The 24990-nt window shown below is 62.3% G+C and carries 27 protein-coding genes; 7 read left to right on the top strand and 20 right to left on the bottom strand.

What is annotated here, in order from left to right:
- Positions 1-62: 62 nt before the first annotated feature.
- The 8 genes from D8W71_RS12080 to D8W71_RS12045 all read right to left on the bottom strand — a co-directional run bounded on the left by D8W71_RS12080 (position 63) and on the right by D8W71_RS12045 (position 4827).
- Positions 63-455 (bottom strand): OsmC family protein, encoded by a 393-nt coding sequence (locus D8W71_RS12080; RefSeq protein WP_121113786.1) that lies wholly within the window; start codon positions 453-455, stop codon positions 63-65.
- Positions 456-517: 62 nt separating this feature from the next.
- The gene (locus tag D8W71_RS12075) at positions 518-1699 is read right to left on the bottom strand and encodes a zinc-dependent alcohol dehydrogenase (protein ID WP_121113784.1); all 1182 of its coding nucleotides are present in this window, start codon (positions 1697-1699) and stop codon (positions 518-520) included.
- A 90-nt stretch (positions 1700-1789) separates the two neighbouring features.
- Positions 1790-2221: a DUF5313 family protein gene (locus tag D8W71_RS12070; RefSeq protein ID WP_268959861.1), complete on the bottom strand. Its 432-nt coding sequence runs from the start codon at positions 2219-2221 to the stop codon at positions 1790-1792.
- Entirely contained in the window at positions 2218-2682 is a 465-nt protein-coding gene (locus tag D8W71_RS12065; protein WP_121113782.1) for a MarR family winged helix-turn-helix transcriptional regulator, read from the bottom strand. The genes D8W71_RS12070 and D8W71_RS12065 overlap by 4 nt, the downstream gene beginning before the upstream one ends.
- A gap of 50 nt (positions 2683-2732) precedes the next feature.
- Positions 2733-3713: a YihY/virulence factor BrkB family protein gene (locus tag D8W71_RS12060; RefSeq protein ID WP_121113780.1), complete on the bottom strand. Its 981-nt coding sequence runs from the start codon at positions 3711-3713 to the stop codon at positions 2733-2735.
- On the bottom strand, positions 3713-4207 hold the full coding sequence (locus D8W71_RS12055) for a CsbD family protein (protein ID WP_121113778.1): 495 nt from the start codon (positions 4205-4207) through the stop codon (positions 3713-3715). Before D8W71_RS12055 ends, D8W71_RS12060 begins: the two co-directional genes overlap by 1 nt.
- Positions 4208-4287: 80 nt before the next feature.
- On the bottom strand, positions 4288-4554 hold the full coding sequence (locus tag D8W71_RS12050; protein ID WP_121113776.1) for a DUF1049 domain-containing protein: 267 nt from the start codon (positions 4552-4554) through the stop codon (positions 4288-4290).
- Between the two features lie 102 nt (positions 4555-4656).
- Positions 4657-4827 (bottom strand): CsbD family protein, encoded by a 171-nt coding sequence (locus D8W71_RS12045; protein ID WP_121113774.1) that lies wholly within the window; start codon positions 4825-4827, stop codon positions 4657-4659.
- A 319-nt stretch (positions 4828-5146) separates the two neighbouring features.
- Between D8W71_RS12045 and D8W71_RS12040 the strand changes: the two genes are divergently transcribed.
- Positions 5147-5803 carry a DedA family protein gene (locus D8W71_RS12040; protein WP_121113772.1) on the top strand — a complete coding sequence of 219 codons (657 nt, stop codon included), beginning with the start codon at positions 5147-5149 and terminating at the stop codon, positions 5801-5803.
- A gap of 67 nt (positions 5804-5870) precedes the next feature.
- The gene (locus D8W71_RS12035; RefSeq protein ID WP_121113770.1) at positions 5871-7178 is read left to right on the top strand and encodes a competence/damage-inducible protein A; all 1308 of its coding nucleotides are present in this window, start codon (positions 5871-5873) and stop codon (positions 7176-7178) included.
- Here the strand turns inward: D8W71_RS12035 and sigJ are convergent.
- Positions 7153-8061 (bottom strand): RNA polymerase sigma factor SigJ, encoded by a 909-nt coding sequence (gene sigJ, locus D8W71_RS12030; protein WP_121113768.1) that lies wholly within the window; start codon positions 8059-8061, stop codon positions 7153-7155. The genes D8W71_RS12035 and sigJ overlap by 26 nt on opposite strands.
- Positions 8062-8329: 268 nt before the next feature.
- On the opposite strand from sigJ, the gene D8W71_RS12025 reads away from it, so the two are divergent.
- Positions 8330-9550 (top strand): NAD(P)/FAD-dependent oxidoreductase, encoded by a 1221-nt coding sequence (locus D8W71_RS12025; RefSeq protein ID WP_121119032.1) that lies wholly within the window; start codon positions 8330-8332, stop codon positions 9548-9550.
- Positions 9551-9628: 78 nt separating this feature from the next.
- Here D8W71_RS12025 and D8W71_RS12020 read toward each other — a convergent pair whose 3' ends face one another.
- The 6 genes from D8W71_RS12020 to D8W71_RS11995 all read right to left on the bottom strand — a co-directional run bounded on the left by D8W71_RS12020 (position 9629) and on the right by D8W71_RS11995 (position 15659).
- Positions 9629-10351: a TetR family transcriptional regulator gene (locus D8W71_RS12020; protein ID WP_161965458.1), complete on the bottom strand. Its 723-nt coding sequence runs from the start codon at positions 10349-10351 to the stop codon at positions 9629-9631.
- Positions 10352-10385: 34 nt separating this feature from the next.
- Entirely contained in the window at positions 10386-11189 is an 804-nt protein-coding gene (locus D8W71_RS12015; RefSeq protein ID WP_236077850.1) for an SDR family NAD(P)-dependent oxidoreductase, read from the bottom strand.
- On the bottom strand, positions 11186-12178 hold the full coding sequence (locus D8W71_RS12010) for an SDR family oxidoreductase (RefSeq protein WP_121113764.1): 993 nt from the start codon (positions 12176-12178) through the stop codon (positions 11186-11188). Before D8W71_RS12010 ends, D8W71_RS12015 begins: the two co-directional genes overlap by 4 nt.
- 121 nt (positions 12179-12299) lie before the next feature.
- Positions 12300-13490, bottom strand: a complete 1191-nt coding sequence (gene glsA / locus D8W71_RS12005) for a glutaminase A (protein ID WP_121113762.1) — start codon at positions 13488-13490, stop codon at positions 12300-12302.
- 207 nt (positions 13491-13697) lie between these two features.
- Positions 13698-14915, bottom strand: coding sequence for a formaldehyde dehydrogenase, glutathione-independent (gene fdhA, locus D8W71_RS12000; protein WP_121119028.1), 1218 nt, complete (start codon positions 14913-14915; stop codon positions 13698-13700).
- Positions 14916-15092: 177 nt separating this feature from the next.
- Positions 15093-15659 carry a TetR/AcrR family transcriptional regulator gene (locus D8W71_RS11995; RefSeq protein WP_121113760.1) on the bottom strand — a complete coding sequence of 189 codons (567 nt, stop codon included), beginning with the start codon at positions 15657-15659 and terminating at the stop codon, positions 15093-15095.
- Positions 15660-15737: 78 nt separating this feature from the next.
- On the opposite strand from D8W71_RS11995, the gene D8W71_RS11990 reads away from it, so the two are divergent.
- The 4 genes from D8W71_RS11990 to D8W71_RS11975 all read left to right on the top strand — a co-directional run bounded on the left by D8W71_RS11990 (position 15738) and on the right by D8W71_RS11975 (position 19264).
- Entirely contained in the window at positions 15738-16535 is a 798-nt protein-coding gene (locus D8W71_RS11990; protein ID WP_121113758.1) for an SDR family NAD(P)-dependent oxidoreductase, read from the top strand.
- Between the two features lie 75 nt (positions 16536-16610).
- Entirely contained in the window at positions 16611-17561 is a 951-nt protein-coding gene (locus D8W71_RS11985; protein WP_121113756.1) for an alpha/beta hydrolase, read from the top strand.
- 43 nt (positions 17562-17604) lie between these two features.
- Complete coding sequence (locus D8W71_RS11980; RefSeq protein ID WP_121113754.1) at positions 17605-18150, top strand: DUF6924 domain-containing protein; 546 nt, start codon at positions 17605-17607, stop codon at positions 18148-18150.
- Complete coding sequence (locus D8W71_RS11975) at positions 18143-19264, top strand: GGDEF domain-containing protein (protein ID WP_121113752.1); 1122 nt, start codon at positions 18143-18145, stop codon at positions 19262-19264. The genes D8W71_RS11980 and D8W71_RS11975 overlap by 8 nt, the downstream gene beginning before the upstream one ends.
- 44 nt (positions 19265-19308) lie before the next feature.
- Here D8W71_RS11975 and D8W71_RS11970 read toward each other — a convergent pair whose 3' ends face one another.
- The 5 genes from D8W71_RS11970 to D8W71_RS11950 form a co-directional block, all read right to left on the bottom strand.
- On the bottom strand, positions 19309-19605 hold the full coding sequence (locus D8W71_RS11970; RefSeq protein WP_236077849.1) for a hypothetical protein: 297 nt from the start codon (positions 19603-19605) through the stop codon (positions 19309-19311).
- A 153-nt stretch (positions 19606-19758) separates the two neighbouring features.
- On the bottom strand, positions 19759-20865 hold the full coding sequence (locus tag D8W71_RS11965; RefSeq protein WP_121113750.1) for an ABC transporter substrate-binding protein: 1107 nt from the start codon (positions 20863-20865) through the stop codon (positions 19759-19761).
- Positions 20865-22625, bottom strand: a complete 1761-nt coding sequence (locus D8W71_RS11960) for an ABC transporter permease (protein ID WP_121113748.1) — start codon at positions 22623-22625, stop codon at positions 20865-20867. Before D8W71_RS11960 ends, D8W71_RS11965 begins: the two co-directional genes overlap by 1 nt.
- Positions 22622-23737: an ABC transporter ATP-binding protein gene (locus D8W71_RS11955; RefSeq protein ID WP_121113746.1), complete on the bottom strand. Its 1116-nt coding sequence runs from the start codon at positions 23735-23737 to the stop codon at positions 22622-22624. The genes D8W71_RS11960 and D8W71_RS11955 overlap by 4 nt, the downstream gene beginning before the upstream one ends.
- 44 nt (positions 23738-23781) lie before the next feature.
- Positions 23782-24912 (bottom strand): PrpF domain-containing protein, encoded by a 1131-nt coding sequence (locus tag D8W71_RS11950; RefSeq protein WP_121113744.1) that lies wholly within the window; start codon positions 24910-24912, stop codon positions 23782-23784.
- Positions 24913-24990: the final 78 nt, after the last annotated feature.

The raw sequence follows: 24990 nt of genomic DNA, 5'->3' as shown, positions 1-24990 counted from the left end.
CCGCACGTCTACACGCGGCATCTGAGTTCGGCCGCGCCTTGCGGCAGTCTACTAGGGAGGGCCTATGCAAGTGCCACGTCGACCCCTTCGACCGCCTTCAAGAACGGGCAGATCGACATTGCTTGACTGAGGGTGTCGTTCGGGTTTTCCGAGTCCGGGAGACTCACCCTCAGCGAGAATCCTGCGCTGTACCCGACGGAGTCCGTGTCTGACAGAGTGACCGACGCCTCGACCGCTGCTCCATCCACGGTTTCCCCCGCCGTTCCAGCCGCGATTCGCAACGCTTCGATCAAGCACGACGCCAGAGCCGCGGCCATCAACTGCTCGGGATTCGTCGAACCCCCGGGGCCGCCCAATTCCGTTGGCTCGTGGACGTTCACGGACAATTCGTCGTCACTGGACTTTACCGATCCTGGGACGGCAGTAACTGTGGCGGTATACAAGTTTGTGGGCATGGTTCAAGGATGTCCCTCCTGCGATTCCCCGAAACATGCAGCCCTGCAACGGCAGGAATCCCTCACGGCTGAAGGATGATCTTCACCGCCCCGTCTTGCTTTTTCTGAAAGATCTCGTATGCATGCGGAGCATCGTCCAGCGACAGAGTGTGTGTGGCGAAAGTGTCGACTCCAAGGGGGTCCTCGTCGGTGAGCAAGGGCATGATGTCGTCGACCCACTTCTTCACGTTGGCTTGGCCCATGCGAAGTTGAATCTGCTTGTCGAACAGCGTGAGCATCGGAATCGGGTCGGCCATGCCCCCGTACACACCGATCAGAGAGATAGTGCCGCCGCGGCGCACGATGTCGATGGCCGCGTAGAACGCGTCGAGCCGATCCACACCCGCCTTCTGCATCATCGCTTTTCCCATGAAGTCCGGCAACAGACCGGTGACCTGTTGGGCCGCCTTCGCGATCGGCGAACCGTGGGCTTCCATTCCGACCGCATCGATCACAGCATCGGGACCCCGGCCGTCCGTGAGGTCCCGAATCACGTCACCGAGATCACCCGCGTGCTGCGACTGATCGACAGTTCGAATTCCGCGGGCTTGCGCCCGTGCGAGCCGCTCGGGAACTCTGTCCACGGCTATGACCTCGTAGCCGAGGTGCGCGGCTATGCGCGCCGCCATGTCGCCGATCGGGCCAAGGCCTAGTACAGCGACCGAACCCCCGTCAGGAATGTCTGCGTACGCGACCGCTTGCCAGGCGGTGGGTAAGACGTCGGACAGGTACACGAAGCGCGAATCTGCAGGGCCCTCAGGCACTTTGATGTGAGTGAACTGCGCCTGCGGCACCCGCAGCAGTTCCGCCTGCCCACCCGGGACACTTCCGTACAGCTCGGAATATCCGAACAGTGCTGCGCCCATACCCTGTTCGCGCACCTGCGTGGTTTCGCATTGTGTGTACAGCGTCTGATTGCACATGAAACAGCTGCCGCAGGAGATTTGGAACGGGACCACAATCCTGTCGCCCACAGCGAGGTTGGTTACTTCGGAGCCGACTTCCCGAACGATCCCCATCGGCTCGTGCCCCAGGATGTCCCCCGGATTCATGAATGCGCCGAGCACCTCGTACAGGTGCAGATCGGACCCGCAGATATTGGTGGACGTGACCTCGATGATCGCGTCCGTCGGCTTCTCGATGATGGGGTCGGGAACGGTATCGACGCGAACGTCTCGCTTGCCGTGCCAGGTCACTGCTCTCATGCGGATCCTCCTCGTCGAGCCGGAGCCGGCGTGGCGTGCCCGTGTCTGGAACTACGGCCGGCAGACATCGACTACCCCGTTCACGCCGTCTCAATCGAGGGTTCGTCGGCCGGCAGTCGGGGGCAGAGGCCGTTCCTGAGACGGACCATGCAACTTCTCGTATGTCGATCGCTCCTGCGCCATTCGTTTCTGTGCTCGATCGCTTTTCAGATCGGGCGGCAGTCCGTGCAGTTCGAGCCGTCTCGCCCGGTTCAGATCCATGAAGGCGAGGGTGTAGAACAACGCCAACAGGACACTGAGAAGCACCATTGCGCCGCGCAACCACAGCGCACCGGGAAAGAGCACAAGGAACGCCAGAAAGATCGGCGTGAACGGCAGAAGCCCACGGATCAGATGTCGAGGTACCGCGCCGGGGCCGACCAGGTCCCTGCGGACCCAATTCTGCATGGAGCGCGGCAGCGGCCTGCCGAACACCGAGTACATGAACCATTGTGCGACGGAGGGACGAATACGATTCTTCACAGGGTCAGAGCTCCTGCGGCAGTTGCTGATTCGTTGATTCGAGTCAACGCAAGTCGAAGCGTTTCCAACTCGGCGACATCGACGCCGAGCTTGTCTACGACTGCGCCTGGTATCGCCTCCGCCCGCGATCTCAGGGCGGCGCCGCGTTCACTGAGGTGCACCTCCAGCACGCGTTCATCGGCCGCGCTGCGTTTGCGCTCGAGAAGTCCGGCCGTCTCCAGCCTCTTGAGCAGAGGCGACAACGTGGGCGAATCCAGCTGAAGCGCTTCACCGATACCCTTCACGGACCGGGGTGACTGTTCCCACAGCGCGAGCATCACCAGGTACTGAGGGTGTGTGAGACCCATCGGCTCCAGCAACGGCCGATACACCGCAAGCACCGCACGGTTGGCCACCGCGAGCGCAAAACACACCTGCCGTTCGAGCGCGAGTGGATCCTCGGTCACTACTGCCTTTGCCATGCAGTCGACCTTACGCCGAATCGAGCGTGCACGAATAGATTGTGCGTTAACTAACTTGGATCGGTGTGCTCCTCCGAGCGACGATTCTCGTCGTAGGTGACAGTGATGTCTTGAAAGCCTTTGTTGCGTTGGGCTTCGGCTTGCCCGGTGTACGAGTTCTTGTCCCCCTCGGTCAGCTCGACGTTGTCGGTGAACGGGGTCAGCAGAGCTCGAGGATGCAGGTGGTCCACTCGAACAGCATTGATCTCGATACAGATCACGATGAGGACCGACGCCACGTACAAGAATCCCAACAGGCCGAGAACAATCGCGAACACACCGTTGCTGGTGCTGACATTCCCCACTACATATCGAATGTAGATTCCACCGAACGACTGGAGCGCCTGCCAGATGACCGCAGCCACAAGGGCTCCGGGAAGGACATCCCGAACTGTCAGCTGTCGCGCCGTGCCGATCCGGAAGGCGGCGGTGAAGACCACGACATTGACCATGATCGCCCCTGCGAGGGCGAGAATACCGCCGGCAACACCGAACAGTCCCGACGATGCCACCACGTTGAGAACAGTCAGGCCGACTATGGACGTACCGACTGTGGTCAGCAGGAGCAGTCCCCGGAGCCGCGCTCGAATGGGGTCGGGTTGGTTGTTGCGCGGCACCGACCATGCGGTGTTCAGGGCGTGTTGAGCAGCCAACGACACCCCGAGGCCGCCGTACAGCGAGCCGAGGACGCCGATCACTATTGCGGTGACGCCGCCACTGAGACGATCCGGCTCGCCGAGCTGATCGCCGATCACCGGGATTTGGCTCATTGCCGAGTCGAGGATGCGCTCCTGTAAGTCGGGATTTCCCGACAGGACGATTCCGAGCAGCGTGGTGAACAACAGAAGCAGTGGAAACAGCGACAGAAACGCGTAGTACGCGATCAGCGCGGCGAGGTACCCACCGCGGTCGTCGAGAAATTTGTAGACGACCGCGATGGGGAATCCGGCACCAGGATGGTTCCGTTGAAATTCGTCCAAGCGTGCAACCATCAGCGGCCGAAGAGTGACTTCGATCGACCGACCCGCGGAGCAATGAACGCGTTGCGCACGCGACGGCGACGGTTCCGACGGTTGAGCAGGACCGCGACTAGACCCACACCGGCCAACGCTGCGGCGATCACCAACGTACGGGGAGATTTTGCCGTGTCGACCACGGTATCGACGTCGATGTCACGGGCCTTGGAAACCGCGGTGTCAGCCAGATCGGTGACCTTGTCGGCGGCATCGGACGCCGTGGCAGCAGCGGTGTCAGCGATCGACGACGCGCTCTCGACTGCCGAATCAGCGACGTCGGAGACCGTGTCCACTGCGTCGTCCACGACGTCGGACACGGTATCGGCTGCCTGATGCGCGTTACCCTTTGCCTTCTGCGCCGTTCCTTCTCCGCGGAGTTCGTCGTCGCCGGTGGCCTCGCCGATCTGGGCTTTCGCCTCGCCTGCAACTTCTTCGGCCTTGTGCTTCGCCTTGTCGATGAAATCGGACATTGTTTTCCTCCAGTTGGACATAGGAAGCGGGATCCGCCGGGTTTTCAGGCTGCACCCGGCGGTCGATCGATAGGCTCGTGTCAGCGAACGGCGCTGCGTACACGCAACGCTGCGGTGACGGCGAGAGTGATGACGGAGCCGACAGCGGCGGCGCCGAGGAGCCATACCCCCTGGGGAAGGCCGAAGTTCCAGCCGATGAAGTTCACATTCTCGTGGACAGTGTTCTGTAGAACGAAGATCACCAGCGCGATGGTGAACACGAGAGCAACAACCAACGCAAGCTTGGAGGCAAATCCTCCACGGCGGCGTGGGGCGGTGTGAGCGGAGGTGGAATCGGTCGCGATCATGATGGTCCTTCAGGTGATGGGGGTAGTGGATCGGGGGCCGAGGGCCGCCGATCCTGGAGATCAGCGGCCCTCGAGGCATAGAGGGGTGGAGCAGTTTCGGGACTACTTGAACGTGTCCTTGATGTTCTCGCCGACCTTCTTCACGCCCGCTGCGCCCTGGTCCTTCTTGCCCTCGGCCTCGAGATCCTTGTTGTCGGTGGCGTCACCGACAACCTCCTTGACCTTGCCGATTGCGTCTTCTGCTGCATTCTTGGCCTTGTCGACGAAGCTCATTGTGGCCGTCCTCTCCAGTAGGTGTTGTTGAAAGTTGCAGTTCTATAGTCGGTTTTCGTGGCCGAAAGCAAACGTTTGGATTGAGTGATCTACATCACTCGACTTGAATGCCGGGACGCCTGCCCGTACCGGTTTGCAGCGCTTCGACCTGGGGAGTTAATCCAACGCCTCTCAATAATCTGCTCTTGTTGTTGCGTGGCGGAAGACGCAGCTCAGTTGAACGGCGCGCCCCCAGCGCCTGCATGTGTTAGAGAGCAAGTCCGTGCGACACACGAAGTGCGGGAGTGGTCGTTTCGTCCGTTTCGCTAGAGTCGATGCAATGAACGAGACCGAACTCGGCGGAATAGCGGGCTGGGCCGTCAGCCTCATGGAGGCGATCGGAGGCCCGGGCGCCGGAATCGCGGTAGCTGCGGAGAACTTCTTTCCACCGCTTCCGAGCGAGATCATCCTGCCTCTCGCCGGCTTCACCGCGTCGCAAGGCGGGATGACACTGTTCGGTGCGCTTTTCTGGACCACAGCAGGTTCGGTCGTCGGCGCCTTGATTCTGTACTGGCTCGGAATCAAGCTCGGCCGAGATCGGATGTACGCGATCGTCGATCGCATTCCGTTCGTCGGTACCGAAGACCTCAGCAAAGCCGAGGACTGGTTCAACCGGCACGGGCGATCGGCGGTGTTCTTCGGACGAATGATCCCAGTCGTGCGATCGGGCATCTCCATCCCCGCAGGTGTGTCGCGAATGCCGCTGGCTCAGTTCACTGTTTACACGATCCTGGGCAGTCTGATTTGGAACTCCATCTTCGTTCTCGCCGGCTACTTCCTCGGCGAGAACTGGCACTACGTCGAGAACTACGCATCGGTGTTCCAGTACATAGTCATCGGTGCGCTGATCCTGTTGATCGGGTTCTTCGTGGTGAAGAAAATTCGCTCACGAGGAGATCGGGCATCGTCGAGGCCGGCGTCACATTCCGATCAGTGACATCGCACTCGGAGCGACGCAGCTCCTGTACGTCTTCGGGGCCACCAATCGCCAGTAAGGTCGAAGTATGGCGCCAAGAGCGGGTGTAGTGGTTACGGGAACCGAGGTCCTCTCCGGTCGGGTCACCGATCGGAACGGCCCATGGGTCGCCCAGCGGCTCCTCGAAATGGGGGTGGACGTCGTGCACATAACGGTGTGCGGCGACCGGCCGGCGGACATGACCGCACAGCTGCAGTTTCTTGCGGATCAGCAGGTCGACCTGATCGTCACCACGGGAGGCTTGGGGCCTACCGCAGACGACCTCACCGTTTCGACCGTCGCCGCTCTCTACGGTCTCGAGGTGCACCTCGATGTCGAACTCGAGCAACGCATCGAAAAGATCGTCCGGCGCTGGCGGAGCCGGCTGAGTTCTGCTGTCGACTCCGAGCCCCTGCGTGCCGGCATTCGCAAACAAGCGATGGTCCCGGACGGCGCTTCCTCAATCGCGCCGACTGGCACAGCCCCGGGTCTCGCGATCCCGGCCACCGGTTCGGGAACTCTGCCCACAGTGTTGATCTTGCCGGGCCCTCCCACGGAGTTGCAGGCAATGTGGCCGCAGGCACTCGAAAGCCCACCCGTCGCTCAGGTCCTGTTGAACCGCAGAGAAGTTCGTCAGGACACCATCCGCGCGTACGGCCTCTCCGAGGCCGACCTCGCCGCAACGTTGCGCAGCGCCGAGCAGGACATCGCAGGCTTCGGCGATCTCGAGATCACCACGTGTCTACGGCTCGGCGAGCTCGAGATGGTCACCCGTTTCGCGGAAACAGCGGCGGCCGCATACGAGGACCTGTCGGCTCTGGTCGAGAAAAATCATGGCGGCACGATCTTTTCGACCGACGGATCCACCATCGACGACATCGTGGCGACCCGATTGGCCGGCCACCGGATCGCGACTGCGGAATCGTGCACGGGCGGCTTGATCGCAGCGCGTCTCACCGATCGCGCAGGATCGTCGGCATACGTGATCGGTGCCGTGGTGTCCTACGCGAACGAGGCCAAAACCGGTCTACTCGATGTCCCCGCAAGCATGATCGACGAATTCGGCGCCGTGAGTGAACAGGTGGCAGCCCGGATGGCGGAGGGTGCCGTGAGCCGAGTCGGCGTCGATATCGCGGTATCGACCAGCGGAATCGCAGGACCCGGCGGCGGCACCGATCTGAAACCGGTAGGCACGGTGTGCTTCGCAATCGCCGTCGACGGCCGGCCGACCGTCACCCGCACACTCCTGCTTCCCGGCGACAGGGCAAGCGTGCGTGCACTGTCCACCACCGCAGCTATGCACATGCTTGCCGATGCGCTCGCTTCACCGCTCATCGACGCTGATTCCACAGGGTGAGCTTGTAGGGATTCATCATCAACGCAATGTCGGTGACAACGTCGCCGGCGACCTCCAGTGTCGCCACTCCTAGGATTTTTCCGTCGTCCCACAGCGCAAATCCGAGGCCGTCGGGAGTGTCCTGTTCCTCGACCAGTGCATTGCCGAATTTCGCCAGCGATCCGAGAAGGAACCGTGCGACCTTGTCCGCGCCGGCGACAGGATTGCGGGCAGCCGTCACGAACCCGCCACCGTCCGAGCGGAGCACCACACCGGGATCGAGCACTGCAACGAGTCCGGCAACATCGCCTGTTCGAACTGCAGCGGCGAAGGCACGAACGATGTCGTCGTGCGCCGCGCGGGAAGCGCGGCTACTCTGCTTGGTCCGAACACGGCGCCGGGCAGAGGAGGCAAGCTGACGACACGCTGCCGGCGTACGTCCGACGATCTCGGCGATGTCGGCAAAAGGAACGGCGAAGACATCGTGCAAGACGAACGCGACGCGCTCTGCCGGAGTCATGGAGTCGAGGACAACGAGCAAAGCAGTGCTGACAGAATCATCGAGGGTGACGTGTTCGAGAGGGTCCTCGGCGGCAGATCCCGTTGCTGGAAACGCATAAGCCGGAACAGGCTCCGGTAACCAAGGACCGACGTAACTTTCGCGGCGTCGGCGAGCAGACGCCAGAATGTTGAGGCAAACGCGGCTGGCGGCCCGCATCAACCAAGCCTGAGGGATGTCGATCGCCTTGCGCTCCTCGGGCGTCAATCGATACCACCGAAAGTACGCCTCTTGCACCGCATCCTCCGCCTCGGCGACGGTGCCGAGCATGCGAAACGCCAGTGAAACCAGCTGACGACGTTCGCCGATCACATCCGCGTGAAATGAATCATCGTGGTCGTCCATCTCCTGTCACCTTCCGTTCCGGATCGAGGCGGCCCGGGGTCGTCCTATCGGGGATGCCCTGTGGAGAGCGTGCGCGCGAAGCACGAGAAAGTTCATGCCCATCAGACAAGGTAGCGACACCGAGTGTGAGGTGCGACGACATTCGGCGTACCAACTCGTGCCGTGAACCACCTCACAAGCAGGTCCGGCACCTCACAAAACTGCGGTCTGCGTTGTCTAGTGATCGACAACCACCACAATCAGGAGGACTGCAATGTCGCCGAACAACATGACGGACCATTCGATGGACCGAACCCGAGCGGTAGTACTCGGAGGCGGCTACGCGGGCGCCCTTGCCGCCAACAGATTGCAACAGAACCCATCAATCGATGTCACCGTCGTCAATCCGCGCGCCGAGTTCGTTCACCGTGTCCGACTTCACGAAATGGTTGCCCGAAGCGGCGAAGCGACCGCGAACCTCGCAGGTTTGTTGGGCGACGGTATCCACCTGATCGTCGACACCGCCGAAAAAGTGAACCCTGCCGAACGCACTGTCGAACTCGCGTCCGGCGCAGAAATTTCTTACGACTACTTGATCTACGCCGTAGGCAGTACCGGGAAGGTCCCACTCTCTGTGCCCGGAGCCGCGCAGTTCAGCTACCCGATCGGCGAGCTCGAGCAGGCGGAGCGGCTCCGCTCGACGCTCGACGAAACGCCTCCGAAAGCCCGAATATGCGTAGTGGGTGGAGGTCTGACCGGAATCGAGGCCGCAGCCGAGCTCGCCGAACAGCGACCCGACGTCACGGTCGTGCTGTTGTGTGGAGGCGTTCTCGGTCCAACGTTGGGTGAACGCGCTCGCGCATCGACGCGTCGCCAGCTCGAGCGGCTGAATGTAGACGTACAGGACACGGCGATCGTCGCAAAGGTCGAGTCCGACAAGGTGTGCCTCGCAGACGGGACGGTAGTGCCTGCAACGGTGACCATCTGGACCGCCGGCTTCGGGGTGCCGACACTGGCAGCCGACAGCGGTCTTCGTACGGATCCGATGGGAAGGCTACTGACCGACGAAGCCCTGATCAGCCTCGATGACCCGCGAATAGTAGCCGCTGGGGACTCAGCGGCGCCGTCCGGACAGTCGCTACGGATGAGTTGCCAAGCTGCAATGCCCCTGGCTGCCCGAGCAGCCGGCACGGTGCTCGACCTCGTCGCCGGACGCGAGCCAGTGGCTCGCACACAGGCTTTCGTCGGAACCAACATCAGCATCGGACGGCGTTACGGCACCATTCAACTGTCGAAGAAGAACGACACACCGCGAGGTCTCTACATCGGCGGCAAAGTGGCAGCGACAATCAAAGAATTTGTCTGCACGAAGGTCATCGACCAGATCGAAAAAGAGGGCCGTAGGCCAGGTTCGTACCGCTGGCCCGGCGCAAAGAAACAGACGGTGCGTGCGAACACCCCCAGTGGATCGTCGGACCTCATCCCCACGCTCCGCAACGACGGGAACTGACCTACTCGATACCGCCTTGTTCGAACCCCCGCATCGAACTGTCCCGTCTAATCGTTCGTCGTTCTGTGGAACGTTGGATCAGTTTTCGGATGTTGGAATCAGGAGGTGCACTCTGGAGACGAGTTTCAAGGCGGTGTCGGGGTCGGCTCCATCGAAAACGGCAGTGTGGATGCCGCGCATTGCCCCGGTGAGGAGCCGGGCTGCGTCGGAGAGTCGAGTCCTGGGGTCGATCTGTCCTTCTCGGGCAGCGGAACGGAGCAGTTCGGTGATGGCTTCGACAAAGTTGTCGTGCCAGTGCTCGGCCGTACCTTCTGATTGCGGGACCCCGAGATTGCGGAACAATACGTGGGTGCGCGGGGTGTCATAGATGCTCTCGGCGGCAATTCGCAGAAATGTCTGCAGTTGCTCGAGCGGGGCGTCCGGCCAGGTGGCGTTCACCGACTTGTCGTGGATGCGTTCTATCAGGACGGCGGCAGCATCGTCGACTGCGGCCTGGAAGAGTTCACGTTTGCTCGTGAAATGATGGAATGCAGTTCTGGGCGCGAGACCGCATCGGGCAGCAACACTTTCGATCGTGATGTCCACGTAATCGGCGTGCCGGAGCAATTCCTGTGTTGCCTCGACGAGACGCATCCGCGCTGGACCTGGTTTGTCTGTGGTCGACGACTCGACCCAGCGGTACAACGTGGTGGTGTGGATGCCCAGGGATCCCGCTACGGCAGTTGGGCTTTCGGCACCCCCGAATGCCCGTGCCACTGCCTCCTGGCGATCGGCGAGTGTGAACTTGGAGACTCTGGCCATGGTCGTGACAGTACATTCCTGGAACCGGCGTGGTCTACGAGATCGAAGGGGGCTGGTGAAGGATTCGCGCGAGGACGGGCAGTAGAACCCGAGTGGGGACGATACCCGCCATGGCTGCTTGCACTGCGTTGCGGCGGCCCGAGATGACATGTGGCCGACTCCTTCTCGTGTCCAGCGCTCGCATCGCGGTGGCCACGACCTGGGCCGAAGTCTGGTAGGTTCCTGTGGCCGTGGCGGAGTCGCCGATGACGTCGAAGAACTCGGTGTGCGTGGGTCCGGGGTTGAGCGCGAATACTCTGACTCCGTGTTGTGCCGATTCGTACCACAGGGACTGGCTGAAGCTCAGAACGAATGCTTTTGCAGCCGCGTACACGGCGAGCGTCGGGACAGGCTGGAACGCAGTCGTGCTGGCCACGTTGACGATGGTGCCGTCTCTGCGGGCGATCATGTCGGGCAGGAAGGCCGAGCATATGTCCACCACAGCCCGGATATCGACGGCGACAAGCCGCTCGAAGTCGTCGGCGTCGCCATCGGTGAAAGGTCCTTGTACGGCGAATCCCGCGTTGTTGACGACGAGGTCGATGCGCTCGGGGACGACGTCGCGCAGCCTGCGGCCGCTTGCGGGCTCGGACAGGTCCCACGGCACGGTTCTACAGTCCACGCCGTGGGTCGACACGAGCTCTTCCGCCAGTGCTTTCAGGCGGTCTTCCCGTCGTGCGACGAGCACCAGATCGGAACCGCGGGCGGCCAGCACTCGCGCAAACTCGGCGCCGATTCCCGAACTCGCGCCGGTGATCAGAGAGCGGGCCGGCCGACAGCGAGACATGATGCGACTCATCGGTCCGAATCATTCCGTGTGCGTTCGAGTTCCGCTGTGGAGCGGCGCGCGAATTCCTCGTACGAGGTGGGTTCGCGTCCGAGTAGTGCAGGCAAAGTCGTCAGGTCGCCTGCCGGTAGGCCATGGCCGTCGTAGTGGGTCATCATCGTCCGATACGCCCGGCGTGCGTCCGCTGGCCAATTCTTCATGTCACGAGGGTTCGACGCTGCCTGCGCACCGCTGATGAGGTGCCTGAAGGAGTGCAATTTCGTAGATCGCACAGCATGTCCGACGACCGAGGCCACCGCAGGCAGCATATTCAACGAGTTCGTCAGGGACGAGGGTGGGATTCTGACGGCGGTCACCGGATGGCCCAACACGCGCGACCATATCTCTGCCATCTCGTGGCGTGTCAGTTCCACCGTCGAGAGGTCGTAGGTGCGACCGGTGTGTGGTGTCGGGTCGATCAGGATGCTCGCGGCCGCTTCGGCGACGTCGGCGACATCGACGACGCCCATGACACTGTCCGGTGAGACCGGGTAGGGCATGACTCCCGCCTGTAGAAATTCCCACACCTCGAGATAGTTCTGCATGTAGTGCGATGGCCTGAGCACCGTGGTGGGGATCCCGCTCTCGCATAGCAGGCCTTCGGCGACGTCCTTCTGATGATGGTGCGTCAGCTGATGCAGGTCCGGATGAATTACAGAGTGGAACACGATGTGCTGCACTCCGTTTGCGGGCACGGCCGCGATCAGGTGTTCGACGATGGGTCGCTCGTCGATGATCTGCGTCGGCGCGGCATGGTACAGAACGCTGGCTCCGGTCAGGGCTGCGTCCAAAGTCTTCGGTGACCGAAGATCACCGATGACGACCTCGGTTGCGCCGTCTTGGCGGGTCGTCGCAGCCTGAGCCTCGTTCTTCACGACAGCGCGGACAGGCACATTCTGTGCGGTCAGTTGCCGAACGAGGAGCCGTCCGACTCCGCCCGCGGCGCTGGTCACTGTGATCATCGGACCTCCTCGGTGGTGAGTGCGGTGCACACCGGACTCATTTGCGAATATTGCACACAGAATGCACATACCGCAACAGGTGGATCCGCGACAGAACCCGTCGCCCGCTGGAGGATCTGATTTACAGGAGCTCGTGGGGGTCGGTTATCGATACCCGATGGCCATCGGCGCCTAGTCGTCCGATTGCCTCGGTGAGTAGGCGACGAGCGGCGTCGTCGACTGCCCGTACATTCTCGAAACACAGCTCCACACGGTTACCGTCGGGGAACCCGGATGTAAGCCGGGTGAGAATCGACTCGGCGCCAGCGAATCGCAGATCGCCTTGCAATTCGATCATGGTGGTACCGGATCGTTCTTCGATGGAGCGAACTGCGGACTCCCCGGAGGCACTGACATGCATCATGTGCAGTTCGAGATCCCGCGAGAGTCGTTCGAAGACGGCGACGGCACGGACGCTGTTGCCGTGTTCGTTCAACCGTGGTGAAATCACTGCAATCCCGACTTGACCGGGTAGGACACCCATGATCGCGCCTGCCACACCGCTTTTGGCGGGAATGCCGACACTCGACATCCAGTTTCCGCTCCCGTCGTACATCCCGCAGGTTGCCATCGTGGACAACACGTGCCGAGTGATTCGTGCATCCAACAGCCTCGCACCACCGTGGGGGTCGATGCCCCCGTTGGCCATCACTGCCGCGATTGCGGCGAGATCACGGCAGTTGACCGAAATGGCGCACTGGCCGGCATAACCATCGACGACCTCAGCGGGCTCCGCCCCTAACTTATTCATGGCCTTGAGCAGATGAGCAATCCCGGTGTTGCGATCGTCCGCTGCCAGTTCCGCCTGGTGCACAGCGTCATCGACCGGCAATGTTCGGCCCGCCACCCGGCTGTGCAGCTCCCGGATTCGCTCGAGTCGGTGACTGGCCGAGTCGGCACGGACCATCGAATGCACGGCGAGTGCACCGGCATTGATGAGCGCATTACGGGGGCGACCGGTGCCGGGCTCGAGCGAAATCTCGTTGAACGAGTCACCGGACGGTTCGACGTCGACCACCTCGAGCAATGCGTCGAGCCCGTGGTCGTCCAGTGCAAGCGCATACGTGAGTGTCTTGGCGATCGACTGAATCGAGAACTCGGTCTCGGCGTCACCAGCGGTGTACATCGATCCGCCGACCGTGGCCAGTGCAATTCCGAAGAGCTCAGGATCGGCTGCGGCGAGCTCGTCGTTGCCTCGAGGTATCGAACCCTCGTCGAGATCTTCACACTCCCGCAGAACGGACTCGAGGTATTCAGGGATTGGGGACTGCATCAGAGTTGTTACGCCTTTTGCACATTCATGGAGGGGTCGGGGAGAATGAAATTCGTCTGCGCATAGGCGCTCACGGTGCTGCTCATGAGAGGGTGGCTACCCCGTAGCCCTTGATGCCACACATTCCGCGCACCAGAAAACTGTTCCAACGCACACGGTCACCCTCGCCGAACCCGCACCGAGGGTGACCGCGATAAGTGTGTGCAGTCAGCGCGCGATCATTCCGTGCGGATCGATGACGAATTTCTGGGCGACTCCGCTGTCGAATTCGCGGTATCCACGGGGCGCGTCATCGAGCGAGATGACCGTGGCGTTGACAGCCTTGGCGATCGAAACTCGTTCCTTCAGAATCGCGTTCATCAGCTCGCGATGGTAGCTCATCACCGGGCATTGGCCTGTTGCGAAAGACAGCGATTTCGCCCATCCGGTACCGAGGCTGAGCGAGAGCGCTCCTCGCTGGGCCGCCTCGTCCACGCCACCGGGATCTCCGGTGACATACAGCCCGGGGATACCGATGCCGCCGCCGGCCGTGGTGATGTCCATCAGCGAGTTGAGCACTGTCGCAGGGGCCTCGTGGGACGAGTCGCCGCCGTGACCTCTGGCCTCGAAGCCGACGGCATCCACTGCGGCGTCGACCTCGGGAACACCGAGGATCTGTTCGATCTGGTCCTGCGGCGCGCCCTTGCCCACGTCGACCGTTTCGCATCCGAATGTGCGAGCCTGAGCAAGTCTTTCGGCATTCATGTCGCCGACGATCACCACCGATGCCCCCAACAGCTGAGCACCCACCGCAGCGGCAAGTCCGACCGGACCCGCACCCGCGATGTACACGGTGGCACCGGGCTTGACTCCAGCGGTCACTGCTCCGTGGAAGCCGGTGGGAAAGATGTCGGAGAGCATTGTCAGGTCGAGAATCTTCTCCATAGCCTGATCGCGGTCGGGGAACTTGAGCAGGTTGAAGTCTGCATACGGTGCCATGACGTACTCGGCCTGGCCACCCACCCAACCGCCCATATCCACGTAGCCGAAGGCCGAACCCGGCCGATCTGGATTCACGTTCAAGCAGATTCCGGTTTTGCGCTCCTTACAGTTTCGACACCGTCCACACGCGATGTTGAAGGGAACGGAGCAGATGTCCCCGACCTTCAGGAACTCGACATCTCGCCCGACCTCGACGATCTCGCCCGTGATCTCGTGCCCGAGGACCAGCCCCTCCGGTGCCGTAGTGCGTCCGCGGACCATGTGCTGATCGCTACCGCAGATGTTGGTGGACACAACCTTGAGGATGACGCCGTGCTCGCACTTGCGACCGACGTTGGCCGGGTTGACCCCCGGACCGTCGGTCAACTCCAACCCGGGATAAGCGATGTCCTGAACTTCCACTTTCCCTGGTCCGGCGTACGCAACTGCTCTGTTGTCTGCCATGAGTTCTCCTCGTCGGTAGGTGCACTGTGCGATCGACATGTCGAAACCCGCCGAGCACGTGTACTTCCCGTCGACAAGCTGCAGCGCACGACTCAGCGTGTGTCCCGCATCACACCATAGTATGCGCAAGTCCGAATGTGGGGTTCGCCGACTGCCCGTGCCCGCGCGCCGGCCAGGTCATTCAGCCGCAGGAACACGCGATGCAGGAAGCATGGACTCGACCAGCTGGTCGATCACTGCTCGCACGACGTCGGGCGATGGAGCGTGCGTCAGCAACCCCTCCACGACGAACGTCCCGATGCGCAGCATGGCATCGGCTTCGTCGCCCACCAGGCCCGATGCCTCGATATCGGCGGTGAACAGCGATTCGGCAAAGAAATGAAAACCGTTGTGCCAGTTTTCTATCGCGGGAGACTTGGATACACGGTCGTGCACGGTGGACACCAGCGGGCCCACTCTCTGCAACCGCTCCACCAGCCAGACCAAGCGGTCCGCCAGTGGACGATCCGCCACGTTCAGGTAGTCCGCCGTGTCCTCCGCCGCGATCGCGGTCAGCACGGCGACCAGGATGTCGTCCTTGTCGTCGAAATACCAATACACCGTGTTCGAGGTGATGCCGACAGCTTTCGCCAATCGGCTGATCGATGCACGGTCGAAGCCGTCGGAAACGAACATGTCGCGAGCGGCAGCCACGATATCGTCTCGCTTGCTCTCCCTGTCGTGCAGTCCGCGATTCCTGGGCATGCCGGTCAGTCTATCTTGAATGCCGTTCAAGACCCTGCTACTGTTCTTGATGACCGTTCAAGAGATGGAGGCCGGACAATGCCGCGCACCGGACGTACGGCCCTGATCACCGGGGCGTCAGCAGGCATCGGGGCAGCATTTGCCCGTCACCTCGCCGCCGAGGGCAACAATCTCGTTCTCGTCGCTCGCCGTGAGGATCGACTGACCGCGCTGGCCGAGGAGCTCACCACTCGCCACCACGTGCGGTGCGACGTAGTGGCCGCAGACTTGGCCGATCGTCACGCTCCCCGCGCCATCATGGAACGCACGCAGGCTCTGGGTATCGACATCGACGTCCTCGTCAACAACGCGGGAATGTCCGGAAATTCGACGTTTGCGGACGCCCCGTTCGATGCGCTTTCCGCAGAAATACAGGTGATGATCACCGCCGTCACCGAGCTTGCCCACCGCACGGTTCCAGGAATGAAAGAACGCGGATACGGACGGATAATCAACCTGTCGTCGTTGGCTGCCTTCATGCCACCGGCTGCGAGCCTGCTCTACACCGGCATCAAGTCCTACGTCCTCGATGTCTCGCAAGCACTCGACATGGAGTTACGTCCGCACGGGATCCACGTCACGGCCCTGTGCCCGGGCTTCACTCACAGTGAATTTCACGACGTCATGGGAACCCGCGATGCAGCTACCGCGAAACTGCCGTCGGTCCTCTGGCAGAATCCCGAAGACGTTGCGAGGGAGGGCTGGCGCGCAGTCAACGCCGGCAAACCGGTCTGCATACCGGGGTTTGTGAACAAGGTGACTGCGGCCGCAGTCAAACCGATTCCCACCCGCTTCGGTTACTACCTGGGTCGAACCTTCAATCCGTTCAAACACTGAGACCGCGAAGACCAATGTGCTGAGCGCACAACGCTAGAACAGACCGGCACAGCCGCAAAACAGAGGAACCTGCGCATGACCACCAACGAGCACCCCAACTTCACCCGCACCGAGACATCGTTCCTATCGCGCGGCATCCGTTGCGCAGCAACTGTATTTCGTCCCGAAACGGCGAACGCCTCGCCGCTTCCGGCGATCGTGATGGCGCACGGATTCGGCACGCCCCGGGCAATGCGCCTGTACGCGTACGCGGAGCAGTTCGTTGCGGCCGGTTACATCGTGTGCGTCTTCGACTACCGGTACTTCGGGGACAGCGACGGCCATCCACGACAATTGTTGGACGTAGCCCAGCAGCTCGTCGACTGGCGCACTGCGGTCGACTTCGCACGCACACTCGACGGAGTCGATTCGAGCAGGATCGTCGGATGGGGCACATCCTTCGCCGGTGGCCACGTACTCACCCTCGCGGGCACGGGCGTCGAATTCGCCGCCGTCATAGCGCAAGTGCCGCACATCGACGGTATCGCCGCCGTCCGTGCAGTCGGATTGCGCCACTCACTCCGCGTGGGACCTGCCGCTATCAGAGACGGCATCCGATCACTCCTCCGGCGGCCACCGCACTACATCGACAGTGTCGGACTGCCTGGGACGCGTGCGGTGATGGTCTCCCCGGATGCGATCACCGGTCGCGATCGACTGGTCCAGGAATCCGGCCTGTCCGACGGCGACTATCCCGAAACCGTTGCCGCACGCATTCTCCTGAAAATCTGGCAATACTCCCCCGGCCGCACGGTGTCGTCAATCGCGTGCCCCACGTTGGTGCAGATCATGTCCGAAGATGTCGTGACGCCTGCCGCGGTTGCGCAACGCGCCGCAGGCAAAATTCGCAAGGCCACGGTCCGTACCTACGACGGCGGCCACTTCGACCCTTACGTCGATCCGCTGTTTTCCGCAGTGATCGGCGACCAACTCACCTTCCTCGCCGACAACGTGCCGCTGACGCTGCGGGCGGCTCCCACCGCCTGATCGTCCGGTCCACCGTGCCCCTTAGCATCAGGATTGGATATCCATGCCCGAAGCCTCGAAAAAATCCGAACTGTGGCTCGTACGAACCTGTTTCGACGACGACTTCCGCTGGAATGCGATCGAGGCCGATGCCAGGAAGACTCGTTCACGATTGCCCGAGGCAACCTTGGTCGTCTCCGCCGACCACACGCAATGTAGTCAACGAATTCGCCGAATCATGACGCATCTGGCCGCCCGGGCCCAAGAGAACCGGCGACTCCACGTAGCGATAGCCGACAAACAGACTTTCGGTCACCCCGATCAGCTGCTTCTGACGGTGGACTGCTCCACGATGCCGCGCACCATCGCACAGCTGCCCCTCGAGCGACTCGCCCCGCGCCACGCGTTCCTGTTGGGCACCACCGACCGGCCGTCGCGCGACGGACGCGGCCCCGATTCCGACCGAACACCGATGTCGCGGACAGAACGGGAGCCGAAAACTCCGCAGGCGACCCGCGACAACTCAGACCTCGCTCTGCTCGTCGCCGACGCCATCCGGACCGGCCAAGTGTGGAAGCGAGCGATGACCCGGGACATACCTCATGGGTAGGCACCGAGAAAGCACGCGCATGTCGGCGCCGGACTATCCCGGCGACATGGCGGCCGTTCCGGCTCTTCACTCCGAACCGCCAGCCCCGGTGCTGCGTATCGCCGTCGTCGTGCAGACACTGCTGTTCGGTGCTTTCGGCGTCGTCGCTACCTTCGCGCATGACGGTCCGTCCGAGGGGCTCGGCACGGTGATCGTGTACGGAGTCTGTGTATCGACAGTTCCCGTCGCGATAGTGATGAACAGGGCCGACTTCGGTGTCGACTGGTGGTCCCGACGCGCACCCGTCAACAACTGGTTCGTCGTGTACTGCGAGCTAGGCGTCACGACCGTCACAGCGACCTTTGCAGATCCAGTGGCGGCCTTGCACGGCGCGATGCTGCTCGCGCTTGTCGGCGCGTACGCTGCTCACTTCGCACATCCGAAAGCTATCTGGCTCCACATCGCGTGGAGCACCAGCTACGTCCTGGCACTCGGAGCCTGGGCACTTACTCTGCCGGGGCAGGACACCATCTCCATCGGCCTGCGAGTCGTAGTGGCCATCCTCGTCGTCAACGGGGCCGTAATATCGTTGTCGACCTTTTCCTCTGCCATCCTAAAATCCAATCGGATCTACCTCTCCGACTCCATGACCGACCCATTGACGGGAGTGTCGAACCGTCGTGGACTCGAAGCCCGGGCGTTCGATGCCAGCGGACGGGTCGACCCTTCGCACCAGTGCGTTCTCTTGATCGACATCGACGACTTCAAAGCAGTCAACGACAGCCACGGGCACACTGCCGGTGACGTTGTACTCAGGCTGACTGCGATGCGATTGACCACCTCCGCTGGGCGGCACGCCACCGTCGCCCGTCTGGGCGGGGACGAATTCGCCGTCGTAGTTCCCCATCCGACTCCGAACCTCCGAGCGTTTGCAGACAGGCTGCGACACGCCACCCACAACGTCGAGGACGAAACTCCGATTACCGTGAGTATCGGTGCAGCACTGCCTCAACGGGTTGGGGATTCACCTCGCGAGGTGTTCGTCGCAACACAGGCTGCCGCCGACGAGGCCCTGTATCGCGCCAAACACGAAGGCCGCAACCGCACCGCACTCGCAAGCACCACGAAATCCTGAAGCGGGCCGGATCTGGCTGGCGAGAAATGGATAGGCTCCGAACGTCAGGCCTGATGCCGGGTGTGCAGCGCGCGAACCGCATCGTCGAACTCCAACTGTCCCATTCGGCTGGCGACTGCTCGCCTGACCAACTCCGCGTGAGTCTCCCCCGCCAGCCCGCTGAGCGGCTGATCCAGGTCGAGGTTCTTCGGAAACGCGTAGCCCTCCGCGGACGCCGCGATCACATTGTCGACTTCGCGGTTCCTGCATCTGTCCGCCCAGTCGAGCAGCGTTGGGTAGATCGCCGAGACCATCGCTACGCGATCGACGCTGTCCAAGGCTCGCCCGAACGGCGACGACACCTGATGTTGCTCCCACAACCCGCAGACCCATCAATTTCTCCTCAGGGGTGTATCCGGGGCTCGGTGCCGTGATCTTTCTCGGCGAGCCGAAAGACCCGACAGAGGCGGCCGCTGTGTCCTGTGAACACAGCGGCCGCCTCGGTGATGCACTTGCTATTCGTTGTAGCCGAAGATCGCGTTCCATGCCTCTTGGTCGTCGGCGGAGTTTTCGATCGATTCCGATTGCGTGATTCGGTTGACCTTGGGGTCGGTGAACTCCGGCAGCTCGATTCCGCGAATCACCGGTGGATCGATGTCGTTGCGCACCGAGTACTCACCGAGATCGCTGAACACCTGCTGCCCCCTCTTGGAGAGGTTCCAGTTCATGAACACCTGAGCGGCCGCAATGTTTTTCGCCGTGGATGCAACCCCGGTGTAGTAGTCGTAGGCCGTGAGACCCTCCTCCGGTACCACGAAGTTGACCGGCGCATTCTCGTTGTTGGCAATGTTGACGCTACTGACCACCACGGTCCCCGCTTCGATCTCACCGCGGGCGAGTGCATCGAGCTGGGCTCCGATGGAATCGAATACTCTTGCTTCCGAGGAGTATTCACGGAGGTAGTCGTCGCCGAGCACCTCCCGCTGGAACCGAGTCAGCGCCAGTGCACTACCACCGGCTCCGGCCTGAGCGATACCCAGATTGCCCTTCCATCGATCGTCGAGGAGATTCGCCCACGACGTCGGCCTGTCGTCGCCGTCGATGAGCGCACTGTTGTAACCCATCGTGTAGATCGGGTCGAAGGTGCGGTAGTAGTTGCCACCGTCGAACACCACGTCGTCCTGCAACTCGGCCGCCGTCGGCGGCGTGTAGGGCTGGAAGACACCACGTTCGCTCAGTCCGCTGACGAAGCCGGCATCGGAGATCCGGACGACGTCAGCATCGAGACGGCCTGCGCCGTACTCGGCGACCAACCGCTCGTAGAGACGGTTGGGTGTCAGGCGAACCAGTTTGACGTCGAGACCGGTGTCCTTCTCGAAGTTCTTCAGCACCGTTGCCTCGGTGACGGCGGTGTAGCCGCTGTAGAGCGTAATGCCACCCTCGGCCTGAGCCTGCGTCCACAGATCCGGATCGGCTATCTGCTCGCCGTCGATCACCAGTCCGTTGTCGGTGATGATCTCCTCTGCGGCACGAGCCAGGTCGGGTCGCTCGGGCGGCGGTGAACACGCGGTGGCCGTTGCCAGTGCGACCCCGAGCGCGATTCCTGTGACCAATTTTCTCATCAGACACTTTCCTTGGATCCGAAGCGGCGCGAGAGGATGGCGAGCACACCGATCACGACGCAGTACAGCAGGCTCAGCTCAGCCGCCGACTGGAACGAGCCGTTGTCGTAGGCGTCGAAGATCGCGATCGAGAGCAACCGGGTGTCGGAGGTGAACAGGAACAGCGCGGCGGTGAGCTCACGCATGGACAGCATCAGCAGCAACAGGAAGGTCGAGGACAGACCGACCTTGAGCAGCGGAGCGGTGACGAACGAGATCGCCCGGTGCCGCCGTGCACCCAGCATGACGGCGCTGTCCTCCAAGTCCTTGTCCAACTGGATGATCGACGCAGAGACACCGCGGTAGCCCTGGGGAATGGTGACAGCGACGAACGCGATCACCAGCACCGCGAGCGTTCCGTAGATCGGCAGCGGAAGCGCCAGCCACGTCCACAGCAGACCCAGGCCGAGCACGATGGCAGGAACCGCCAGCGGCAGCATCGCCAGGTATTCCAACAGCTTCCGGCCGGGAGCGTTCGTCCGATACCTCGTGTACGCCAAGGCGAAGCAGAACGCGGTACCGATAGCGGCAGTGGCAACACCGACGATGACGCTGTTGGTCATCACGCTGTGGAAGTCGGCACTGCGCAACGTTTCTCCCAGTCCCCAGAACGACAGCGCACCCGAGTCGAAGAGCTGACCGATGTTCGCTACGTACGGGCTGGTCTGCAACGCCGCCAACACCAAGGCGATCAAGGGCAGCAGAACGGCCAGTGTGAAGTACACCCACGCGAACACAGCAGCCGGGATGCGCCATGCCCGTAGCGGAACCTGCCGCGCCCGAACACCTTTGCCGCTGACGGTGGTGTATTCCTTGCTGCTCATCGCGCGCTGCTGGAAGGCGACGACGGCCACCAGCAAGACGGTGAGAACCACTGCGACAGCGGCGGCGTCGTTGCCGCGGGCCGGTGATGCGTTCATCAGTCGATAGATCAGAGTCGGCAGCGTATCGACTCCGCCGGGCACACCGATCACCTGTGCCACCGGGAAGTTCTCGACAGTGAGCGCGAAGACCAGGATTCCCGAGCCGATCACGGCAGGCATGACGAGCGGGAACGTGATCTTGCTCAGCATCTTCGTCAACTTCGCGCCGTGCAGACTGGCGGCGTCCTCGAGGTCGGGATTCATCAACGAGAGCGCGGAGTGAACCATCAGGAACGGATACGGCGCGTAGTAGATACCAAGGATGAAGATCATCCCGCCGAAGCTGTAGATGTCGATGAAGCCGGGAAGACCGATCGCGCTCAGAACCAGGTTGATGTACCCGGTGGCAGGCCCGGCCAACAATGCCCAGGCCAGTGCTCCGACGAGCGCCGGGAGGAAAAGCGGCGCAATACCGATGCCGTAGATCATCTTTCGACCCGGAACGTTGGTACGTGCTGCGAGGAAGGCAAGAGTGCACCCGATCGCCAACGCGACGATCGAGGACCCGATGCCGACGAGTGCCGAATTCCACAGGGCGCTCTGCGCGGTCGAGGATCCGAGCAGCGAGAAGTTGTCGAGGGTGAAGTTGCCGAAGTCGAACAGCGACGTTCGTTCGGCGTTGTCGGTGAATGCGCCCATCACGATGAAGAACATCGGGAAGAGCACGATCACGGTGAGCAGAGCCAACTGCAGAAGCGTCGGAATCCACTTCTTCAGACCGGGCCTGCGCTGGGGTGTCGGAGTGTCGACGGTCGGCTTGGCCGTGGTGACGGGTCGATCGTCGGTAGGTGCGCTCATACCGGCACCGCCTCGGAGGCGACGCGATCGTCGACGAGAACCTGGGCTCCGCCGGGAACTGCGGTGATTCGAGCGCGTTCTCCCATGCCCAGGATTCGGCTGGCGTGACCGGTCGCGACTGCTTCGATCTCGGGTCCGTCGTCGAGGGTGACGCGGTACCGGATGGACGCACCTTGGTAGCTGGCGACGTCGACAGTGCCCATCCAGGACTGGCCCTCCGGCCCGGCATCGTCCAACGGGGTGACCAACAGATCCTCGGGCCGCAGGCACACTACAACGTGGCCGTCGCCCGCCGGAGCGGTATCGACCGCCACTGCAATGCGTTGGAAGTCGGTCAGTTCCATCATTGCGCGGGGGCCCGATGCCGGTGTGGCACGGAAGATGTTGCCGACGCCGAGGAACTCGGCCACCGAGGCAGACGTCGGTGAGGTGTAGATGTCCTCCGGCGTGCCGATCTGTACGATGCGTCCGTCTTGCATCAACGCGATTCGGTCTGCGAGCGCGAATGCCTCGACCTGGTCGTGGGTAACGTAGACGGTGGTCAGTCCGAGACGGAGCTGCAATTCGCGCAGCTCCATCCTGAGTCGTTCGCGCAGTCGCGCATCCAGGTTCGACAGGGGCTCGTCGAGAAGAAGAACGCTGGGACGCATCACCAGCGACCGGGCGAGCGCCACGCGCTGCATCTGGCCACCACTGAGCAGGCTCGCTCCCCGGTGCGCCATTTCCCCGAGCCCGACGAGGTCGAGTGCCTCGAGAACGCGCTGGTTCATTTCGGTCTTGTTGACCTTCTGCATCTTCAGCGAGAACGACACGTTGTCGAACACCGTCCGGTGCGGCCACACGGCATAGGACTGAAAGACCATGCCCACGTTGCGCTTGTGCGGCGGGATCGTCTTGTTCTTGTCCGAGTCGTGGACCACGCGGTCACCGATGGTGATGCGGCCGGCGCTGGGGGTCTCGAGCCCTGCGACACAGCGCATCGTGCTGGTCTTACCGCACCCGGACTGCCCCAGCAGCACCAGAGATTCTCCGTCGGCGATCTCCAGATCGAGATCGCGGACGACGGTGTTTCCCGAGTAGGCGAGGCTGAGATTCTCGATACTAACCTTCATGATCTTCCTTTTCTTCAGTCGTCAATACCGTGTTCACAGTCGAGCTAACCGATCGAAAGCGCCGTCCGCGCAGCCGAAACGAACAATTCCGCGGTCGCTATTCGGCGTGCAGCGCGGTGGAGGGTCACGCTGGTGAGATTGCCGTCCGCAGCGATGTCGACATCGACGGCCAACACACCTGCCGGTGTCCCCAGCCGCAGAGTCGAGGTGGCGGCACCGTCGACGACCCGATCGACCACACCGCCGCGCACAGTGGCGGCAGCGGCCACCGCCACTGCTGACGTCAGACCGATGGACGGGTGCGGGGCCATCATCGAGAGCATCCGCACACAGACGTCGTACTCACCGGCGCTGACGAGCGTTCCGTCCTCCAGGTGGTAGTCCACGGGCGGGGAGATGATGCCGACTTTCGGCACCGCGTGTGTGATCGGATCCTCCGGACGCGAAAGACCCATGAGCAGCGCTGCACTACGACGAAGTTCGACGAGCAGCGGAACCCGCTCTGTCAGTTCGGCACTGGTTTCTGCTCCGGTCATACCCAGATCAGTTGCGTCGAACAGTGCGGCGGGAGCTCCGGCGACGACCATGGTGCCGCGGTATCGCTGACCGTGCAGTTCGACGGTGTCCTCCACCGCGCCGGTGGGAAGCAATCGGGTGCGATCGGCAGCAAGATCGACGAACGTCAGCCCGACCGGGACTCCGAGGGCCGACGTACCGGCGACCTGGGCCGAGCCCTCGGACGGAACGACGCCGCCGGGGGTATCGATCTCGGTGAGCAGGACGGCACCGGTATTGCGATTACGCAGTCGAACGACGGTGGTGACCTGATCGATTGCCACCAGCCCCTGCTGCAGTGCATACAGGCCGATCGCCGTGGCACAGTTGCCGCAGTTGCTGCCCCACTCCACTTTTCGATCACCGATAGCCACCTGAGCGAAGAGGTAGTCGACGTCGATGCCGTCCTCGGATGACCTGCTGACGATAGCCGCTTTGGAAGTGGTGGAGCTTCCACCGCCGACGCCGTCGAGTTGGCGCGGATCCCCGGACCCGAAGGCGGAGACCAGGATCTCGTCCAGGCTTCCTGCTTGTTCGATCAGTGGCTCGACGTCGACGGAGCTGAAGAGCCAGCACTTGCTGGTCCCTCCCCTCATCCACGTGCCACGCAGTGAGTACATTCTCGGCTACCTTCCGATCGTTACTCTCGAAAACGTTCTTGGAGCTGAACATTCGAGGGAGTGCTTCCATGATGTGAC

Origin of the sequence: Rhodococcus sp. P1Y, assembly GCF_003641205.1 — a bacterium.
GTDB lineage: Bacteria > Actinomycetota > Actinomycetes > Mycobacteriales > Mycobacteriaceae > Rhodococcoides.
This window is presented reverse-complemented; position numbering and strand designations above follow the sequence as displayed.

Excerpts from the sequence above, each read along its gene's own strand:
- D8W71_RS12025 (WP_121119032.1), top strand. The coding sequence starts at position 8,330 with ATGACGGACCATTCGATGGACCGAACCCGAGCGGTAGTACTCGGAGGC.
- D8W71_RS12015 (WP_236077850.1), bottom strand. The coding sequence starts at position 11,189 with ATGAGTCGCATCATGTCTCGCTGTCGGCCGGCCCGCTCTCTGATCACC.
- D8W71_RS11980 (WP_121113754.1), top strand. The coding sequence starts at position 17,605 with ATGCCCGAAGCCTCGAAAAAATCCGAACTGTGGCTCGTACGAACCTGT.
- D8W71_RS11985 (WP_121113756.1), top strand. The coding sequence starts at position 16,611 with ATGACCACCAACGAGCACCCCAACTTCACCCGCACCGAGACATCGTTC.
- D8W71_RS12020 (WP_161965458.1), bottom strand. The coding sequence starts at position 10,351 with ATGGCCAGAGTCTCCAAGTTCACACTCGCCGATCGCCAGGAGGCAGTG.
- fdhA (WP_121119028.1), bottom strand. The coding sequence starts at position 14,915 with ATGGCAGACAACAGAGCAGTTGCGTACGCCGGACCAGGGAAAGTGGAA.
- D8W71_RS11975 (WP_121113752.1), top strand. The coding sequence starts at position 18,143 with ATGGGTAGGCACCGAGAAAGCACGCGCATGTCGGCGCCGGACTATCCC.
- D8W71_RS12065 (WP_121113782.1), bottom strand. The coding sequence starts at position 2,682 with ATGGCAAAGGCAGTAGTGACCGAGGATCCACTCGCGCTCGAACGGCAG.
- glsA (WP_121113762.1), bottom strand. The coding sequence starts at position 13,490 with ATGCAGTCCCCAATCCCTGAATACCTCGAGTCCGTTCTGCGGGAGTGT.
- D8W71_RS11955 (WP_121113746.1), bottom strand. The coding sequence starts at position 23,737 with ATGAAGGTTAGTATCGAGAATCTCAGCCTCGCCTACTCGGGAAACACC.
- D8W71_RS11990 (WP_121113758.1), top strand. The coding sequence starts at position 15,738 with ATGCCGCGCACCGGACGTACGGCCCTGATCACCGGGGCGTCAGCAGGC.
- D8W71_RS12075 (WP_121113784.1), bottom strand. The coding sequence starts at position 1,699 with ATGAGAGCAGTGACCTGGCACGGCAAGCGAGACGTTCGCGTCGATACC.
- D8W71_RS12010 (WP_121113764.1), bottom strand. The coding sequence starts at position 12,178 with ATGATCACAGTGACCAGCGCCGCGGGCGGAGTCGGACGGCTCCTCGTT.
- D8W71_RS12055 (WP_121113778.1), bottom strand. The coding sequence starts at position 4,207 with ATGTCCGATTTCATCGACAAGGCGAAGCACAAGGCCGAAGAAGTTGCA.
- D8W71_RS11960 (WP_121113748.1), bottom strand. The coding sequence starts at position 22,625 with ATGAGCGCACCTACCGACGATCGACCCGTCACCACGGCCAAGCCGACC.
- D8W71_RS12060 (WP_121113780.1), bottom strand. The coding sequence starts at position 3,713 with ATGGTTGCACGCTTGGACGAATTTCAACGGAACCATCCTGGTGCCGGA.
- D8W71_RS11995 (WP_121113760.1), bottom strand. The coding sequence starts at position 15,659 with ATGCCCAGGAATCGCGGACTGCACGACAGGGAGAGCAAGCGAGACGAT.
- D8W71_RS12035 (WP_121113770.1), top strand. The coding sequence starts at position 5,871 with ATGGCGCCAAGAGCGGGTGTAGTGGTTACGGGAACCGAGGTCCTCTCC.
- D8W71_RS12080 (WP_121113786.1), bottom strand. The coding sequence starts at position 455 with ATGCCCACAAACTTGTATACCGCCACAGTTACTGCCGTCCCAGGATCG.
- D8W71_RS11965 (WP_121113750.1), bottom strand. The coding sequence starts at position 20,865 with ATGAGAAAATTGGTCACAGGAATCGCGCTCGGGGTCGCACTGGCAACG.
- D8W71_RS12040 (WP_121113772.1), top strand. The coding sequence starts at position 5,147 with ATGAACGAGACCGAACTCGGCGGAATAGCGGGCTGGGCCGTCAGCCTC.
- D8W71_RS12050 (WP_121113776.1), bottom strand. The coding sequence starts at position 4,554 with ATGATCGCGACCGATTCCACCTCCGCTCACACCGCCCCACGCCGCCGT.
- D8W71_RS11950 (WP_121113744.1), bottom strand. The coding sequence starts at position 24,912 with ATGTACTCACTGCGTGGCACGTGGATGAGGGGAGGGACCAGCAAGTGC.
- sigJ (WP_121113768.1), bottom strand. The coding sequence starts at position 8,061 with ATGGACGACCACGATGATTCATTTCACGCGGATGTGATCGGCGAACGT.
- D8W71_RS12045 (WP_121113774.1), bottom strand. The coding sequence starts at position 4,827 with ATGAGCTTCGTCGACAAGGCCAAGAATGCAGCAGAAGACGCAATCGGC.